The sequence below is a fragment of the Cohnella sp. GbtcB17 genome (assembly GCF_019091135.1).
Classification (GTDB): Bacteria; Bacillota; Bacilli; order Paenibacillales; family Paenibacillaceae; genus Cohnella.
In genome coordinates this window covers 60436-76732 of the sequence record NZ_JAGXJW010000038.1, presented here as the reverse complement: position 1 = coordinate 76732, position 16297 = coordinate 60436, and the positions used below count along the sequence as shown (strand labels likewise).

Sequence of the window (16297 nt, the reverse complement as noted above, 5' to 3'; positions counted from 1 at the left end):
GCCGACACCTGCAACGGGCCACAAGCTGGTGTATTACAACTTCGGCGCAGGCACGGTGACGATTCCAAACGTCGGCGCTACGCTGCCAAGCTACGAGGATCTGCCAAGCGAAGGTCTGGTTGTCGCCGAGAACGGCGACAAGATCGGCGTGGCGGAAGTGGACGCAGCCGGCAAAGTCGTGCACTTCGGCCAGACGACGGCGAATGTGACGGCCGAGCCAACGCTGACGCAGGCGACGGGCCTGACGGTAACGTCGACGGACCCGACCGGCGCGAGCAACGACAGCAAGACGAAGATTGAAGCAATGCCGGCACCGGCAACGGGTCACAAGCTGGTGTATTACAACTTCGGCGCAGGCCCAGTGACGATTCCAAACGTCGGCGATACGTTGCTAACTTACGAGAACCTGCCAAGCGATGGTCTTGTATCCGCCGCAAACGGCGACAAGATCGGCGTGGCGGAAGTGGACGCAGCCGGCAAAGTCGTGCACTTTGGCCAAACGACGGCCGTCTCGACGGACGAGCCTGTAACGCCGGTGCCTGCCGATGGCCTGACGGTAACGTCGACGGACCCGAGCGGCGCGAGCAACGACGGCAAGACGAAGATTGATGCAACGCCTGTACCTGCAACGGGCCACAAGCTGGTGTATTACAACTTCGGCGCAGGCCCGGTGACGATTCCAAACGTCGGCGATACGCTGCCAAGCTACGAGGACTTGCCAAGCGAAGGTCTGGTTGTCGCCGAGAACGGCGACAAGATCGGCGTGGCGGAAGTGGACGCAGACGGCAAAGTTGTGCACTTCGGCCAGACGTCGGCGAACGTCACTGCCGAATCAACGCCGACGCAGGCGACGGGCCTGACGGTAACGTCGACGGACCCGAGCGGCGCGAGCAACGACGGCAAGACGAAGATTGAAGTGACGGAGACGGTGCCAAGTGGCCACAAGCTCGTGTACTACAACTTCGGCACGGGTGCGGTGACGGTACCGAACGTCGGCGATACGTTGAGCGACTACACAGATCTGCCGAACGAAGGCCTGATAACCGCCGTGAACGGAGCCAAGATCGGCGTGGCCGAGGTCGATGCGACCGGCAAGGTCGTGCACTTCGGCCAGACGACGGCCTTCTCGACGGACGAACCCGCAGCGCCAGTGCCTGCTAATGGCCTGGCGGTAACGTCGACGGACCCGACCGGCGCGAGCAACGACGGCAAGACGAAGATTGAAGCAACGCCGGCACCGGCAACGGGTCACAAGCTGGTGTACTACAACTTCGGCGCAGGCCCAGTGACGATTCCAAACGTCGGCGATACGCTGCCAAGCTACGAGGATCTGCCAAGCGATGGTCTGGTTGTCGCTGAGAACGGCGACAAGATCGGCGTAGCGGAAGTGGATGCAGCCGGCAAGGTCGTGCAATTTGGCCAAACGACGGCCGTCTCGACGGACGAGCCAGTAACGCCGGTGCCTGCTTCGGGCCTGACGGTGACGTCGAGCGATCCGACGGGCGCGGAGAACGACGGCAAGACGAAAATCGAAGTGGCCGAGACGCTGCCGGACGGCCACAAGCTGGTATACTTCAATTTTACTGGCCTTACTGTGTTCGTACCGAACGTCGGCGACACAGTGAGCGGCTACACAGATCTGCCGATCGACGGTCTGGTGCCTGCAGGAAACGGCGACAAGATCGGCGTATATGAAGTCGACGCGGCCGGAAAGGTCGTTCACTTCGGCCAAACGACGGCTCAGGTAACGAATACAGCTGTCATTATTCCGGAAATGACACCTGCCGCAGCGATCGCCTATAGCGACGAAGTGCTGACAGGTCTTAAGCCGGGACGCTCTTATAAGATCGAAGGTATAAGCGTCACAGCAGACAGCAACGGTAAAATCAAACTTCAGGCCGCATGGATCGGCAAGGCGATCTCCGTCGTCAAGGTCGGCAACGGCACGACGACGACCGACTCTGCGCCGCAGACACTGAGCATCCCGTCTCGTCCAGCAGCGCCAAATGTAACGGCCGACGATATCGCTAACGCCATTGCAGGTCTCGGCGCCGGTATGGAGTTCGCGATCGACTCGGGATCTTATGTGAAGTACGACGGCAAGAACGCGCCGAATCTAACCGGCACGCATACGGTGCTCGTACGCATATCGGCCACCGAATCCGCGCTCGCAGGAACGGCCGTAACGCTGCTCTTTACGCCGAACGGTACTTATAGCGTCCTTGGCACAGTGGTGGACGATACGCTGGACGCTAACTACAGCACCGGCGCGGCGGTCAAGGTAATGAAGGGGAACGTTCAGATCGGTTCGACGGCTACGACCGATGCGAACGGGCGTTTCAAAGTCACAGGCGTGCCGAACGGCACCTATAACCTGATCGTCACTAAAGCTGATCAGATCATTACCGTTGCCGTTACGGTCAAGGATCAGGACTACGACTTCAGTCCGCGGTTCATCGTGCTGCCGAGAGGCAACAAGAACAGCGCGCTGGTCATCAAGGGAGACACGCCGAGCGTCGTCGTAGACGGCCTGAACGATCTGTTCGCCGATACGCAGCATGCTTATACGGCGGACGATCAGCAGCTTGTCGCCGACGGCGGGTCGGTCAAGATCACGCTAGGCGTGGAAAAGCAGGACGCAGCCACTGCGACAGGCGCTTCCGATCTGCGGAATCTGGCGGGTGGACAAAGCTTCGACCTGTATCTGGATATGACGCTGACCAAAACGCGGATCGATACGTCCAACCAGACGACCAGCACCGCGCTGTCTACGGTAGGCAGTCTGCTTAAAATTATCGTTCCGTACGATCTTTCGAACAAAACCAACGTCACGGTGTATCGTTACCATGACGGTGCGGCGCAAAAGTTGACGCAGCTCGCCCTTTCCGCAGCAACGCCGTCTTCGGAAGGCTATATGCTCGACCTGGCAGGCAACCAGATTATCGTATGGGCACAGAACTTCTCGACCTATGCGGTCGCCTATGGCGAGATCGACTCGCCTCCAGGCCCCGTAACCGTAAGCAGCGTGCTCATCACAGCAAGCGCGGATGCAGGGGGCAGCATCAGTCCTGCGGGGAATATCGCGGTGTCTCGCGGCGGCAGTCAGACCTTTACGATTACGCCAGATAAGGGATATGTGATTTCCGATGTGACGGTGGACGGCAAAAGCGTGGGCAAAATCGGCAGCTATGCGTTCTCCAATGTGACGGAGGCGCATACGATCAAAGCCGTTTTTGCAAAAGAAAAAATCGTCGGACTGCCGTTCTACTATGATGGCGGCACCAAGGTATTCATCGGCTTCTCTTCCGACGCTTCGGGCACGATGAAGTACATTGCGCCTGCCGGCAAGACGGTGGAATTCCAGGATAACGGCAAGACATTCGCCGATATCGCGAGCCATTGGGGCAAGTCTTATATCGACTTCGTCGCCGAGCGCGAGATCTTCCTCGGTGTCAGCGATCTGAAATTTGCTCCGAACGCCGGAATGACCCGCGCCATGCTCGCGACCGTTATCGGACGCTTGTACGAGAGAAGCTACGGTCCGTTAGCTGCGAGCAGCGCCCATGTCTTCACGGACGCAGATTACGACAGCTGGTACGGCGCTTATCTGGATTGGGCGGCGAGCAGCGGCATCATTCAGGGCGTGGGCGGCAATCGGTTCGAGCCGGACCGTCAGGTGACGCGTCAGGAAATGGCCGTGATGCTCTATCGCTTCGCGCAATACATCAAAGCGGATACGAGTATTGCCGCAGACGCGATGCCTGATTACTCCGACGCAGCGGCCATCGAAGCCTGGGCGCGGCAGGCCGTTCTGTACGGTCAGCAAGCCGGGATCTTCACCGGTCGCGGCGGCAACAGCTTCGCGCCGAAGGAAACGGCGACGCGAGCGGAAGTTGCGGCCATTCTGCAGCGGTTTATCGAGACGATCGTTTAAATTCAATGCATGCACCAGCCCTGCTCTCCATGAGCGGCGGCCGGTGCTTTTTTTGCCATACTACATCACATGATGCAGGAGTACGGTCATCTGTTCCTCGGCTTCATTTGTGCTAGAATGATAGAGAGTCCGAGCCGGGAGGGAAGCTTCGAGATGAACGCCGAAGTCAAGACAGAAGAGCAGAAAAAAAAGGAAGTACGCAACCGCCGCCACTTCAGCATCCGGCTGAACGTTTTTTTCATGCTCACTTTTCTTCTATTTTCCATGCTGATCGTGCGGTTGGCGTATCTCCAGTTCGTTGAAGGTCCAAGCCTCAAGGAGCGACAGACGAGCCTGATCACGAAGGGCGTGTCCATCCCGCCGATCCGCGGCAACATTTACGATTCCAAAGGGCAGCCTATCGCCTACTCGATCTCGACGCAGTCTCTTTATTTTACGCTCAAGACCGGCATGAAGCAGGAGACGGCGGAGGCGTTGGCCGCGAAGCTCGTCAAGCTTTTCAAAGATAAGGGCGACCCGAACGCCGAGCCGATGACGGCGGAGGACGTCGTCAAGGCGATGGACATCAAGGGCAGAACGCACCTGCCGTTCCAGCAGCGCCGGATTAAGTCGGGATTGACGAAGGAAGAGATCGCCTATCTCAGCGAACACCGCGACGAATATCCGGACGTGGAGATCGTGGAGGAGAGCATTCGCCAGTACAGCCCCGATCGGGTGGCCGCGCAGTTGGTCGGGTATATGGCCAAGATGAAGGGCGCCAAGCAAAATCTCGATTTCTATAAAAAAATCAACGAAGACCAATCGGACCCGGCACTCAAGTATCTGGATACCGAGGATGTTGGCTACGACGGCATCGAGCTCATGTACCAGAAGGAGCTGCGGGGCCTGAACGGCTACAAGTCGTACCAGATCGACAGCATGAGCCGGATCGTCGGCGACATGAAGCTGACCAAGCCGGTCAAAGGGCAGAACCTGTACCTGACGATCAACCGCAAGGTCCAGCTCACCGCGCAGCAAGCGATCCTCGACCAGATTGCGACGACCCGCGCTTCTACGGCCAAGGCGCTGAAGGACGCCCAGCCGACGACGGGCTATGCGGTCGCGATCGAGGTGGCGACGGGCAAGGTCGTGGCGATGGCGAGCATGCCGGACTACGATACGAATGTGTGGCAGGGCGGCATCAGCCAGGAGGAGCTCGACGAGATCACGCCCGCGATGGGCAACGGCGCGATTCGCGAGGTTTTCCCGCCGTACAAGGATCCGAAGGAGCGCTCGCAGCATCCGACGTCGCTCGTGCCGCTGGGCTCGACGCAGAAGCCGCTGACGATATTGACCGGTCTGATGGAAAAGCTCATCACGCCGTCGTCCACTTGGAACGATCCGGGCTACTTCCAGTTCGGCCGCGACGGCCAAGCCGAGGTTCAGAACGCCAGCCGCGCCTACAACGGCGTGCTTACACCAACGAAGGCGATCGCCAAGTCCTCGAACGCCTTTATGGCCAAGATGGTGGGCAACGAGCTGTATTTGCGCAAAGGGAAAAAAAGCGTCGATATCTGGGACCAGCATATGAAGGAATTCGGTCTCGGCGTCAAGACCGGCAGCGGGCTTCCGAAGGAATCGCCGGGCATCGTTGATTACTTTAACAGCGCGACGCGGGACAGCTACCAGTCCGCGATGATCTACGCCTCCTTCGGGCAACAGGGCAAATATACGGCGTTGCAGCTCGCCCAGTACGCCGCCACGCTCGCCAGCCACGGCAAGCGCATGAAGCCGCTGCTCGTCGACCACACGACCGATGCGGAAGGCAACGTCGTGACGACGATGAAGCCGGAGGTGCTGAACAAGATCGATCTGCCGGATTCGTACTGGAGAACGATCGAGAATGGCATGGCGCAGGTTAAGGTGGAAGGCTTCGACAACGTGCGCTACGACTTCTACCGCAAGACCGGTACGTCGCAGCAACAGGGCGTCGGCAAGCGCAAGTTCGTCGAGAACGCCGTCTTCATCTCCTTCGCACCGCAAGACAAGCCGAAGCTCGCTGTCGCGGTCATCGTGCCGGACGGCGGCTACGGCGGCTGGGGCGCCGCGCCGATCGCGCGCAAAATATTCGACGCTTACGACGCCGAGGTGGGACTTACGGACGCGGGTCCGAGACCGCCGCTCGGATCGAACGAGACGATCGACATGACGCAGCAGCCTTAAGAGTTCCGTATCAGCCTGGGCCGGGTTCGCCTTCGTCCCGTCCTCGACAAGCTCCTGACCCGCCGCTTTCACGCGGCCGGACGGGGGCTTGTCGTTTTTTACCCCTCGATTATGTTAGAATGACTAAGATTGCAAGCAGGCTGCGGCCGCATCAGAAGGAGTGGTAGGCTAGGTGGTCAAGTACAAGCTGCTGGCGCTCGATCTGGACGGGACGCTGCTGAACGACCGGCAGGAGATCAGCGAAGAGAACAAGAAGTGGATTCAAAAAGCGGGCGAGGCCGGCGTGACGGTCATCGCATCGACGGGGCGGGGCTTCCCGACGGCGCTGCCGATCGTCGAGCAGCTCGGGCTGCAGACGCCGATGATCACGGTCAACGGCGGCGAGATCTGGACGAAGCCGGGCAGCATCCATCGTCGCATCCCGATGGAGACGGACAAGATCATGAAGCTGCACATGCTGGCCGAGCGGCACCCGGTCGCCTGGTTTTGGGCTTACGCGACGGACGGTATTTACAACAAGGAAAAATGGGTAGACGATACGTATTCGCGCACATGGCTGAAGTTCGGCTACTACGACGAGGATGCGTCGGTCATCGCGAAGCTGTGGGAAGAGCTGCTGACGTGGGAAGGCCTGGAGCTGAGCAACTCGTCGCCCTTCAACATCGAGGTGAACCCAGCCGGCGTGAGCAAGGCGGCGGCGATCGAAGAGGTGTGCCGCATGATCGGCTGCGACATCTCCGAAGCGGTAGCGGTCGGCGACAGCCTGAACGATCTGGCGGCCATTCGCGCAGCGGGTCTTGGCGTCGCGATGGGCAACGCACAAGACGCCGTCAAGGCGGAGGCGGACGTCGTGACGGGCACGAACAACGAGCACGGCGTGGCGCAAGTGATTCAAAACTATATTTTAAAGGCGTGATGTCCGAATGGATATTTTAGGCTGGGTGCTCGTTATCGTGTTGTTCGCGATCGGTCTCGCAGGCGCCGTCTATCCGATCCTGCCGGGGGCGCTGGCGATCTATTTCGCCTTTTTCGTCTACGGCTGGTTTTTCTCGTTCGAGCCGTTCGGCTGGTGGTTCTGGAGCTTCCAGACGCTGATCGTCATCATTTTGTTCGTCGCGGATTACGTCGTGAACGCCTGGGGTGTCAAGCGCTTCGGCGGCTCCAAGGCGAGCGTGTGGGGGAGCACGATCGGCGTGCTCATCGGCCCGTTCGTCATCCCGGCGTTCGGCCTGATCATCGGCCCGTTCGCGGGCGCCTTCCTCGGCGAGCTTGTGAGCGGATCGAATGTGAAAAAGGCGATGCTGGTCGGCTGGGGCTCGCTCGTCGGGCTGTTCACCAGCACGGTGGCCAAAGTCGTGTTCCAGGTGGCGATGATCGTCATCTTCTTCATCTGGCTAATCTAGCGATAGGACTGATACCCGTAGATGGTTAAAAAGGATTCGCTTATCAAAGGCACGCTGATCCTGACGGCGGCGGCGCTCATCGCGCGCGTCATCGGGATCTTTCAGCGTGTGCCGCTCGAGCATGTGATGGACGACATCGGCATTAGCGCGTTCAGCATGTCGAACAACGTATATTTGCTGCTCCTTGTCTTCGCGACGGCAGGTATCCCAAGCGCCGTCAGCAAGATGGTGTCCGAGCGCGTAGAGCTTGGTCGTGGAGACGAGGTTAGACGCATCTACCGGGCGGCGTTGCGGTTCGGCGCGTACGCGGGCTTATCGCTCACGATCCTGCTGCTGGCGCTGGCGCCGGTCTATACGTGGCTCGCAGGAACGCAGCACGCCACATTGGCGATTCAAGCTATCGCACCGTCGCTGCTGTTGTTTCCGATGATCGCCATGATGCGCGGTTATTTCCAAGGGCGCCAGTTGATGATGGCAGGCGGCGTATCGCAAGTAGTCGAGCAGATCGCTCGGGTCGTGACGGCGATCGGCGTCGTATTCGCTATGCATGGCTGGGGCTACGGCAACGAGAAAATGGCGGCGGGAGGTGCGCTTGGCAGCGTCGTCGGCAGCATCGGCGCATTTGCGGTCATGGTGTACTATGCCGTTAAGCTGCGGAAAAGCGACGAACAAACCGGCGAGTTAAGCCGGAGCGGGCGGACGTCGAATCGAGGGACGGGCAGCTTGCCTGTTCTTCGCACGAATCGGGACATCTACCGCGCGATTTTCCGAATCTCCATTCCGATCCTCGTGACGGCGATGACGGTGCAGTCCATCTACATGATCGATCAGACGCTTCTTACGAGGCTAAGCGAATGGCGGTTCGGCGAGGCAACCACGTTGAAGTGGCTGGCGGACCTGACGACAAACGCGCAGTCGATCGCCGGCATCCCGCCGGTGCTCGCAATCGCGCTTAGTCAGTCGATCCTGCCAGTGCTCTCTGCCGCCTTTGCATCAGGCGACCGAGAGCGGGTGAGGAGTCAGGCGACGCTGGCGCTGCGGATCGGTATTTTCTCGGGTATGCCGATCGTGCTGATCATGACAGTCGGCGCGCACGCGGTCAACGGTCTATTGTTCTCGAATCCGGACGCGAGCGTCATCGTCGGCATGCTGGCCGGCGGTACCATTTTTCAGATCACCATGATGACCTCGAATTCTATCCTATACGGGCTCGGGCAGCAGCGTCTCGCGATGAAGCACACGCTCGTAGGCATCTTCGTCAAGCTGGTGCTGTCGCTGATCTTGACGCCGCTCTTTGGCGTGTACGGGCTGGTGTCCGCGACGACGCTGTGCTTCATGTTCGCAACGACGACGAACATGATGTCGATCCGCAAGCGCGCAGGCGTGCGTGCGCTCGGCGACCGTTGGAAGGGTTTCGCGATAACCGTGCTGCTGCTGTCCGCAGCGGGCGGCGCTCTCGTGTACGCTGTGCTGCACCTGGCCGCGCCGCTAGGCGGCAAGTGGCCGTACCTGCTAGCCACCGGCGCGCTCGGGCTGCTCATCTGCGCGGTGTACCCGGTGCTGCTCACGGCGCTCGGCGTGCTCCGCGCGGACGACCTGGAGTCGTATCCGGCGAAGATCCGGCGCGTGCTGCGTCCATTTCTGCGCTTCGCGCGCGGCGGACAAAGGGTGAATAACGCAAGGTAGATGCATAAGTACAGGCCCCGTTCGTCCGAACGGGGTTTTTGGGCAACAAAAAAAGGCTGCTCCATTACAAATCGGGAGCGGGCCTTAATTTTGAACCTTTATTTTCAGCATTTCGATGGATTCATTGGCCTTGGCGATCAGATTGCGCTGTGCGTCCAAACGTTCGCTAACCCCGGATACGTCCGATTTTAACAGCGTTACATCTTCCGCAGTCTTGCCGACCTGTTCGAACGTTGCGTTTAATGTACGCTCCACGCGATCCAGACGCTCATTTACTTCTTTGAATCCTGCGGCTTGACTTTCGGCTAATCGTTGCTGACCTTCAGTCAATATTTGTTGGCCTTCGACCAGCTTTTCTACAGCTGCCAGTACGCTCATCAGCGTAGATGCCATTTCGTTGTTCTCCATCAGACGACCGCCTTCCCTGTCTGCTAATTCGATTATGCGCCATCCCTACGTCAAACGTCAATCCATCCATGTCCCCCATTTAGTGGCGCAAATTATGCTTGATTTTCCAACTGTTCCAATTGATAATTTAAGGTTGCAGGATAAGGAGGGATTGTATGCAAATAACGCCGCTAAAGGCCGATGACGTCATTTTGCGGGGCGATTTCCAATGCGACGAGGTGCCTTACAATCTCGTTTATCGGGTGCTGGATTCGGACGATGCGCGTTGCTGGAAGTCGCCCGACGATGCTATGCTTTTCGTGCAGACACCCGGTCTTAATGGCTGGCTCTGGATCTCTCCGTCGTTGTCCGCCGCAAATCGGGACAGATCCATCCGCGCCTTAGTCGAGCGATTAAAGGACGACCCTCCGTTACCTGGCATCTCGGCAGAGCCGGAGACGGCCACGGCGTTCGCGCAGGTCTATGCAGGCGATAGGGGGATGAGATTCCGCCTACATATGGCGCTGGCATCGTACCACTGTCCTTCGGTCATCCCGTCGAAAAGCGTAAGCGGCGGCAGCGCGCGACCGGCAGAGGAGAAAGATCTTCGCAAGGTTGCGGCATTTTTTGCAGGTTTTGCGCAGGAGGCTCACGGGGCATCCGTCGACGCGGACAGCCAATTGCAGGCTGCGTCCGCAGCGATCGCCTCAGGCAATCTGTTCGTTTGGGAGAGTGAGGGAGAGGTCGTATCTATGGCGAACATCGCTCACCGCTCCCCTCGACACGGACGCATCAATGCGGTTTATACGCCGCCAGACAGCCGCAACCGCGGGTTCGCAGGGGCGTTGGTCGCCGAATTGAGCGCCGTGCTGCTGCGGGAGGAGCTCACGCCGATGCTGTATACGGATGCCGCGAATCCGATCTCCAACAGGGCCTATCGCAATGTCGGCTTCATAGCTGCAGGATCGATTTCGGATATCAAATTTGAATTTGAAGAGGGAGGCGATAGGCTTTGACTATATCCGCGGAGCATGGAGGAGCCGCTTCATCAAGTCCGGTCCGGCAAAGGGTGGCAAGCGTATTCATCCCGGTCAAAAATATCGAGCGTTCGCGCGCATGGTATTGCCGGCTGCTCGGCTTCAAGGAGAGCGAACGCGACATTTTGTTCGGCCATCTCTGCGTGCTGCCGCTGGACGGCGCCGACATTGTCCTTGATACGATGCCGAAGTGGGGCGGCAGCGAGCCCGGTGGCGCGGCGCCGATCGATACGCCCGTGGTGATGCTGCCGACGCCGGATCTCGAGGCTTCGCTCGCTTTCGTCGATTCGCTCGGCGCGGAGAGAGTCACGGACATCGAGGGCGGCCATTGGTTTGTGTTCAAAGACCCGGACGGCAACAAGCTGATGATCTGCAGGGAATGAGCAGACTGATGCCCATAAAAGGACGATTTTATTGTCCCCTGGGCAATCGTTACGGCGAGATATGCGATATAAGCGTACATCGGCGCTTTTGGAGCCGCCTTGAGTTTGAGTTGTGCGGTGCGATCGCAGAACTCTGCCCTGAGAGCCGTTCACGGCTCGAGTTGTGCGGTACGATCGCATAACTCTGCCCTGAGAGCCGTTCACGGCTCGAGTTGTGCGGTAACATCGCATAACTCGGCCCCGAGAGCCGTTTACGGCATGAGTTGTGCGGTGCAATCGCATAACTCGGCTCTGAGAGCCGTTCACGGCTCGAGTTGTGCGGTACGATCGCATAACTCGGCTCCAAGAGCCGTTCACGGCTCGAGTTGTGCGTACGATCGCATAACTCGGCTCCAAGAGCCGTTCGCGGCTCGAGTTGTGCGGTACGATCGCATAACTCGGCCCCGAGAGCCGTTCACGGCTCGAGCTGTGCGGTAACATCGCATAACGGGCGATCGCCGCCCCAATCAAGTCTAGGACCGCGCTGCCCGCTGCTTAAGGCTTTCCAGCGCCAGCGCCGCGGCCTGGAGCTTGCGCTCGCCAAACGCGTGCTCGTGCGTCATGACGAAGACGATTGGCGCCCGCAGCGACCTGAAGTGCTTGAGCACGTTCAGGTCGGTCAGCCAATCCCCTTCGCTCACGCTACCGAGCGGCCGATCCGGCCAGGCGTCTGCCAGCTTTGGACTATACCAGGCCGAGGCCCGTCCGTACTCCCCAAGGGTCTCCCCTTCGTGGCGCTTTCCTTGTCCTTCCAGCGCCGTGAACCGATCCGGCCAGTAGTCGGCCCGCGAGCCAGTGTGCCCGACCGTCTCCGCAAAAGCCAGCGCGCCGCCCAGCACCTTCGGATAGGCGAACAGCATGGCGTACAAGCTTTTGCCGAACGCGATCCGCTCGTCGACGTTGGCGAACGACTCCAGCACGCGACCCGCCAGGGCGGTGTCTTCGACTTCAGCCCTTCCGTTCAATCCGTCTCCACGGGCAGTCCCCGATTGTCGAGTGACCGAACGCGCACACCGCACGCCGCCCAACGGAACGATCACCTGCTGGAGCTGCAACGCACGCATGCCTTTGAAAGCCGGTGATGCGAGAACGGTGTCCTTGTAAGCGGGATCCTGGACGACCCGCCGCTCGATCACGTGCTGCTCGTTTACGATAAGGGCGACCGTCAGCACGGTCGGATCACGTTCGATCCAGAAGCGCTCCCAGAACGGCCGCATGAACGCCGACACGCCGAAGGCCGGCAGCAGCGCGAACCGGCTGCGCCCCGCCCGGCGGCTCTCCCCGTACAGCCGAAGCTGCGGATAGGCGTCGCGAAAGATCAGCGCGTTGCACGATTCGAGCATGCCGAACAAAGTCGCCCTGTCCTTGTGCTTGAGCAGCTTCGGCAGCCAGGCGCCTTGCAGGTCGGTCATGTTCCATCCGCCGTTGCGCGATACGAGGTGCGCCAGCAGCGCCCAATGCAGCTCCGGAAATGACCTGTAAATTTCCATATAAGCAGCGGTGCGCGTGACGTTGTTGCGATTGTACGCCTCCGTCTCTTCCCGGATGCAGGCGACGAGCGAGGCGTTTGACGCATCCAGATGGGACGAGGCGCCGCGCCATCCCCGCTTGATCTCTTCGCTCAGCTCCGATTCGGCCCAGCCTGCGATGCCATTGGGAAGCCGAAGCGATATGCGCGGACGCGCGAGCCTGAGGGATTCCAGCAGTGCCGCTCCTTTGATCGCCATGCCTTTTACCAGGCCGCCGGTCACATCGGTCCAAGCCGGCCTCTCCGGCCGCTCGCTATTTTTCGGGTACGCGCCAGTCGTGTCTTCGATCGTATTCTCCCCCTCTCGCGATGAATCTTTCTATTTGGAAGGATTTCCATATGTCGCGTCGAACTATCCATATCCGGGTATCAATTAATGGATATCATTGGATGGTTAACATCGGGAGGGGATGGGTTCGTGGTTAAAAGGAAATGGCGTGGTTTGGGATTGGCTTTGATCTCCCTCCTCATCGTTGTGCTCGTCGGCTGTCAGGCCGTGGGCGGCGTGAATTTGAACGAGATGCTGACCAAGCAGCTGGACGTTCGTTCGTCGGCAGGCAGCGGCTCGGTCGAGGTCGAACTAAATTGGGACGAGGAAGCGATTGCGGCCGAAGACGAGGAGACACAGCGGATGATCAAGCTTTTCAGCCGCATCAAGCTGCAGCTCGATCAAGTACGGTCTGATGAAAAGGGGAATATGAACGCGAGCGGCAGTCTGTCGTTGAAGGATCGTTCGATTCCGTTCGCGCTGCAGCTCGATTCGACGACCGCAGTATTGACGGTCGAGGGGGCGAAACGCCCGCTCGTACTCGACGCGGAGGAGCTTCAGGCGGGCGCGATCCCGGGAGAGGATATGATCCCCGGCCTTGGCGAGATGTCGTCCCAAATCGCCGAACAGGCGGTGCGAGACGCACTGAAGCAGGTGGCCTCCTTCGTGGTCGGGCATCTGCCGAATCCGCCGAAGATTCAAGCGGAGGCCGTTCAAGTGCCGATTAACGGCACGCCGACCGACTTGATGAAGGTACATGCCGAGCTGAACGGCAAGGAGCTGGGCGAGCTGATCCCGGTATTCCTCGACTCGGTGCTATCTGACGGCCAAGGCGTGAAGAGCCTGATCGAGAAGCTTGCCGCATGGGCATCCGATCTGCCGCAGGACCTGAAGGATGCGCTCGGTATCGTGCCGGAGGACACCGATTGGACGCCGGAGGAGCTGACCGACGCCGCGCAGAGCGTGATGGACGGCGTGAAGGAGCTGCGCGACGATTACGAAGAGGTGAGCGCAGAGGAGGAGTGGCAGCAGGCGTTTAACGAAGCGGTGACGTTCAAGGGCGATTTTTACGCTGACAAATCCCTGCACATCCGCAAGTCGGACGTCGAGATCGCCATCGACGCCAGTCTGTTCGGAGAAGAGGACATTCCGCTGAAAAGCTTGGTTGTCCGCACCTCCCAGGAGGCTTGGAATATCAATGAGGATCAGGGACTCGGCGAGGTGCAGGTGCCTGCGGGCGCTATGGACGTCGAAGAGCTGGCGGCCATGAAGCCGCGCAAACTGCTTAACCAGCTGAGTGTGGATTCATCCGTATATGGTCTGCTCAAAAACGATCTACAAATCGACGATCAGTACTTTACGCTGAGCTCGGATTGGGGCGTGCCGTTCGCGACGGACGACGACGGCGACGTCTATGTGCCGATCAAGGAGACGATGCGCGAGCTCGGCAATCCGATCACGTTCGACGCGGCGCGCAAGCAGATCCGGTTCTACGACGAACCGACGATCCAGGAGTTCGTGCTCACGCTGGGCTCGGATCAAGCGCTCGTCAACGGCGAGAAGGTGCAGCTTCAGTCGCCGGTCGCCAGGCTGGGAGGCGTCTCGTACATGAGCGCGGACGATCTGCTCGGCCTGCTGCACGCCACCTACAGTCTGACCGACGGCTATGACGGCGAGCAACTGCTCGAAGTGAAGCGGGATCTGTGACGCAGTTGTACGGCGAAGGGATCGGGCGTATAATGACCGTTAACGATACGGACGCCGATCCCGGCGTACGTCCAAGGAGGGTATAGCGTCATGGAGAAAATCGCGAACGAGGCCGACTTCAGAGCGCGAGTAGGCACGGATGGACTGACAGTGGCGGTATTCAAGACGACCTGGTGCGCCGACTGCCACTTCATCGATCCGTTTATGCCGGCTGTAGAAGAAGCCTATGCCGATCGGCTCCGGCTCATCGAAGTCGACCGCGACGATCTGCCCGATCTGTGCAGCGAGCTGAACATTCTCGGCATTCCCAGCTTTATCGCTTTTCGCGAAGGACGCGAGCTTATCCGCTTCGTCAGCAAGCTCCGCAAGTCGCGTGAGGAGATCGAGCAGTTCCTGGACCGCGCGGTCGCGGTATCCGCGGAGATCGCGCCGAAGTAACTGGGCCGCGCGAAGCGTCGGTTCGGACCCCGCAGCAAGGGAAATAATGAAGGGACGATGCAGGAACGACCTGCCTCGTCCCTTCTTTTTATGGTCGCTCCATCCAAATTCGACGCCTTTGTGACACTCTTCACAAAGCTTCAGACCGTTCACAGTTTGAACATAGCATTGACCGCAACCGCTCGGGTATAATGAAAACGGGCTGAAGCCGACTACTTCATTATAGAAATTAGGGATGGAATATGACTGCTAGAGCTTACAGGCTGCTGGCCTTGTGGAGCTGCATCGGCATGCTGCTCGTGCTCATCGCCGGCGTCGTCGTCACCAATACCGAATCGGGCCGCGGCTGCGGAACGGACTGGCCGCTTTGCAACGGGAAGTTCATTCCCGCCTATACGGTCGAGTCGATCGTCGAATACACGCACCGCGCTGTCAGCGGTCTTGAAGGCTTCCTGGTGTTCGGCGTTTTCCTACTCACAATGCGCCTCAAGCCGGTGAACCGAGAGGCTCGCCTGTACGCGGGCGCCGCACTGCTTTTTACGATTCTTCAGGCTGTGCTTGGCATGCTCGCCGTGATCATGCCGACGTCGGACGCCGTGCTCGCCATTCACTTCGGCATCTCGATGGTCGCGTTAACGAGCACATGGCTGCTGTACGCGTGGGCCAGGCGCTGGGACCGCGCGCTGCGGACCGGCGATGCCGGGGACTGGCCGATTCCGATGGGGGCGCTGCCCGCACCGGCGTCGCTTGACGGCGGACGGCAGAGCAGCACCGCCGCGACGAACATTCGTCCAAGCCATGGCGGCGTTCGCGCGACTGCAGGTTCCGTGCCTGCCGGCTTGTTCGGCTGGATTCTAGCGGTCATTATATATTGCTATGCGGTCGTCTACTTGGGCGCTTATGTAAGGCATACGGATTCGGCCGGCGGCTGCATCGGCTGGCCGCTCTGCAATGGCGAAGTCGTGCCGGAGCTGAGCGGGGCGACCGGGATCGTGTTCGCCCACAGGCTGGGCGCGATCGTGCTGTTCCTGTTCATCGCCGCGATCGCGCTGCTCGTCCGGCGTCGCACCGGCGGCCATGAGGAGCTCACCCGAATCGGTTACGTTTCGCTGGCGCTCGTCATTCTGCAGAGCCTCAGCGGCTGGCTGCTGACCGCTACGCTCGAACACCACGACGTATACGTTTTTACCAGCCTTTTGCATACGATCATCATATCCATCTTGTTCAGCGCGCTCTGTCTGTGGGCGATCCGCGCCTGGCAGCTATCCCGTCGTTGACGTTATTT

Annotated in this window: 12 protein-coding genes; 10 read left to right on the top strand and 2 right to left on the bottom strand. The window is 59.6% G+C overall.

Annotated elements, in window-relative coordinates:
- The 5 genes from KVT38_RS20775 to KVT38_RS20755 form a co-directional block, all read left to right on the top strand.
- The coding region (locus KVT38_RS20775) for an S-layer homology domain-containing protein (RefSeq protein ID WP_217595660.1) at positions 1 to 3934 on the top strand (3934 nt) is incomplete at its 5' end.
- A gap of 153 nt (positions 3935 to 4087) precedes the next feature.
- Entirely contained in the window at positions 4088 to 6136 is a 2049-nt protein-coding gene (locus KVT38_RS20770) for a peptidoglycan D,D-transpeptidase FtsI family protein (RefSeq protein WP_217595659.1), read from the top strand.
- A 172-nt stretch (positions 6137 to 6308) separates the two neighbouring features.
- Complete coding sequence (locus KVT38_RS20765; protein WP_217595658.1) at positions 6309 to 7052, top strand: Cof-type HAD-IIB family hydrolase; 744 nt, start codon at positions 6309 to 6311, stop codon at positions 7050 to 7052.
- Between the two features lie 7 nt (positions 7053 to 7059).
- Positions 7060 to 7539, top strand: coding sequence for a DUF456 domain-containing protein (locus KVT38_RS20760; protein ID WP_217595657.1), 480 nt, complete (start codon positions 7060 to 7062; stop codon positions 7537 to 7539).
- Positions 7540 to 7560: 21 nt separating this feature from the next.
- Positions 7561 to 9225 carry a putative polysaccharide biosynthesis protein gene (locus KVT38_RS20755; RefSeq protein WP_217595656.1) on the top strand — a complete coding sequence of 555 codons (1665 nt, stop codon included), beginning with the start codon at positions 7561 to 7563 and terminating at the stop codon, positions 9223 to 9225.
- An 84-nt stretch (positions 9226 to 9309) separates the two neighbouring features.
- Here the strand turns inward: KVT38_RS20755 and KVT38_RS20750 are convergent, their stop codons facing one another.
- Positions 9310 to 9633, bottom strand: a complete 324-nt coding sequence (locus KVT38_RS20750; RefSeq protein ID WP_217595655.1) for a hypothetical protein — start codon at positions 9631 to 9633, stop codon at positions 9310 to 9312.
- A 155-nt stretch (positions 9634 to 9788) separates the two neighbouring features.
- On the opposite strand from KVT38_RS20750, the gene KVT38_RS20745 reads away from it, so the two are divergent.
- Together KVT38_RS20745 and KVT38_RS20740 are read left to right on the top strand one after the other, a co-directional pair.
- Entirely contained in the window at positions 9789 to 10628 is an 840-nt protein-coding gene (locus KVT38_RS20745; protein WP_217595654.1) for a GNAT family N-acetyltransferase, read from the top strand.
- Entirely contained in the window at positions 10625 to 11032 is a 408-nt protein-coding gene (locus tag KVT38_RS20740; protein WP_217595653.1) for a VOC family protein, read from the top strand. The genes KVT38_RS20745 and KVT38_RS20740 overlap by 4 nt, the downstream gene beginning before the upstream one ends.
- Before the next feature lie 512 nt (positions 11033 to 11544).
- On the opposite strand, the gene KVT38_RS20735 is transcribed toward KVT38_RS20740, so the two are convergent.
- Positions 11545 to 12798, bottom strand: coding sequence for a DUF2515 family protein (locus tag KVT38_RS20735; RefSeq protein WP_217595652.1), 1254 nt, complete (start codon positions 12796 to 12798; stop codon positions 11545 to 11547).
- A 219-nt stretch (positions 12799 to 13017) separates the two neighbouring features.
- On the opposite strand from KVT38_RS20735, the gene KVT38_RS35420 reads away from it, so the two are divergent.
- The 3 genes from KVT38_RS35420 to KVT38_RS20720 all read left to right on the top strand — a co-directional run bounded on the left by KVT38_RS35420 (position 13018) and on the right by KVT38_RS20720 (position 16289).
- Complete coding sequence (locus KVT38_RS35420) at positions 13018 to 14574, top strand: stalk domain-containing protein (protein ID WP_217595651.1); 1557 nt, start codon at positions 13018 to 13020, stop codon at positions 14572 to 14574.
- Positions 14575 to 14664: 90 nt separating this feature from the next.
- Entirely contained in the window at positions 14665 to 15012 is a 348-nt protein-coding gene (locus tag KVT38_RS20725) for a thioredoxin family protein (RefSeq protein WP_217595650.1), read from the top strand.
- A 242-nt stretch (positions 15013 to 15254) separates the two neighbouring features.
- On the top strand, positions 15255 to 16289 hold the full coding sequence (locus KVT38_RS20720) for a COX15/CtaA family protein (RefSeq protein WP_254639388.1): 1035 nt from the start codon (positions 15255 to 15257) through the stop codon (positions 16287 to 16289).
- Positions 16290 to 16297: the final 8 nt, after the last annotated feature.

Excerpts from the sequence above, each read along its gene's own strand:
- KVT38_RS20770 (WP_217595659.1), top strand. The coding sequence starts at position 4,088 with ATGAACGCCGAAGTCAAGACAGAAGAGCAGAAAAAAAAGGAAGTACGC.
- KVT38_RS20760 (WP_217595657.1), top strand. The coding sequence starts at position 7,060 with ATGGATATTTTAGGCTGGGTGCTCGTTATCGTGTTGTTCGCGATCGGT.
- KVT38_RS20755 (WP_217595656.1), top strand. The coding sequence starts at position 7,561 with ATGGTTAAAAAGGATTCGCTTATCAAAGGCACGCTGATCCTGACGGCG.
- KVT38_RS20750 (WP_217595655.1), bottom strand. The coding sequence starts at position 9,633 with ATGGAGAACAACGAAATGGCATCTACGCTGATGAGCGTACTGGCAGCT.
- KVT38_RS20745 (WP_217595654.1), top strand. The coding sequence starts at position 9,789 with ATGCAAATAACGCCGCTAAAGGCCGATGACGTCATTTTGCGGGGCGAT.
- KVT38_RS20735 (WP_217595652.1), bottom strand. The coding sequence starts at position 12,798 with ATGGCGATCAAAGGAGCGGCACTGCTGGAATCCCTCAGGCTCGCGCGT.
- KVT38_RS20725 (WP_217595650.1), top strand. The coding sequence starts at position 14,665 with ATGGAGAAAATCGCGAACGAGGCCGACTTCAGAGCGCGAGTAGGCACG.
- KVT38_RS20720 (WP_254639388.1), top strand. The coding sequence starts at position 15,255 with ATGACTGCTAGAGCTTACAGGCTGCTGGCCTTGTGGAGCTGCATCGGC.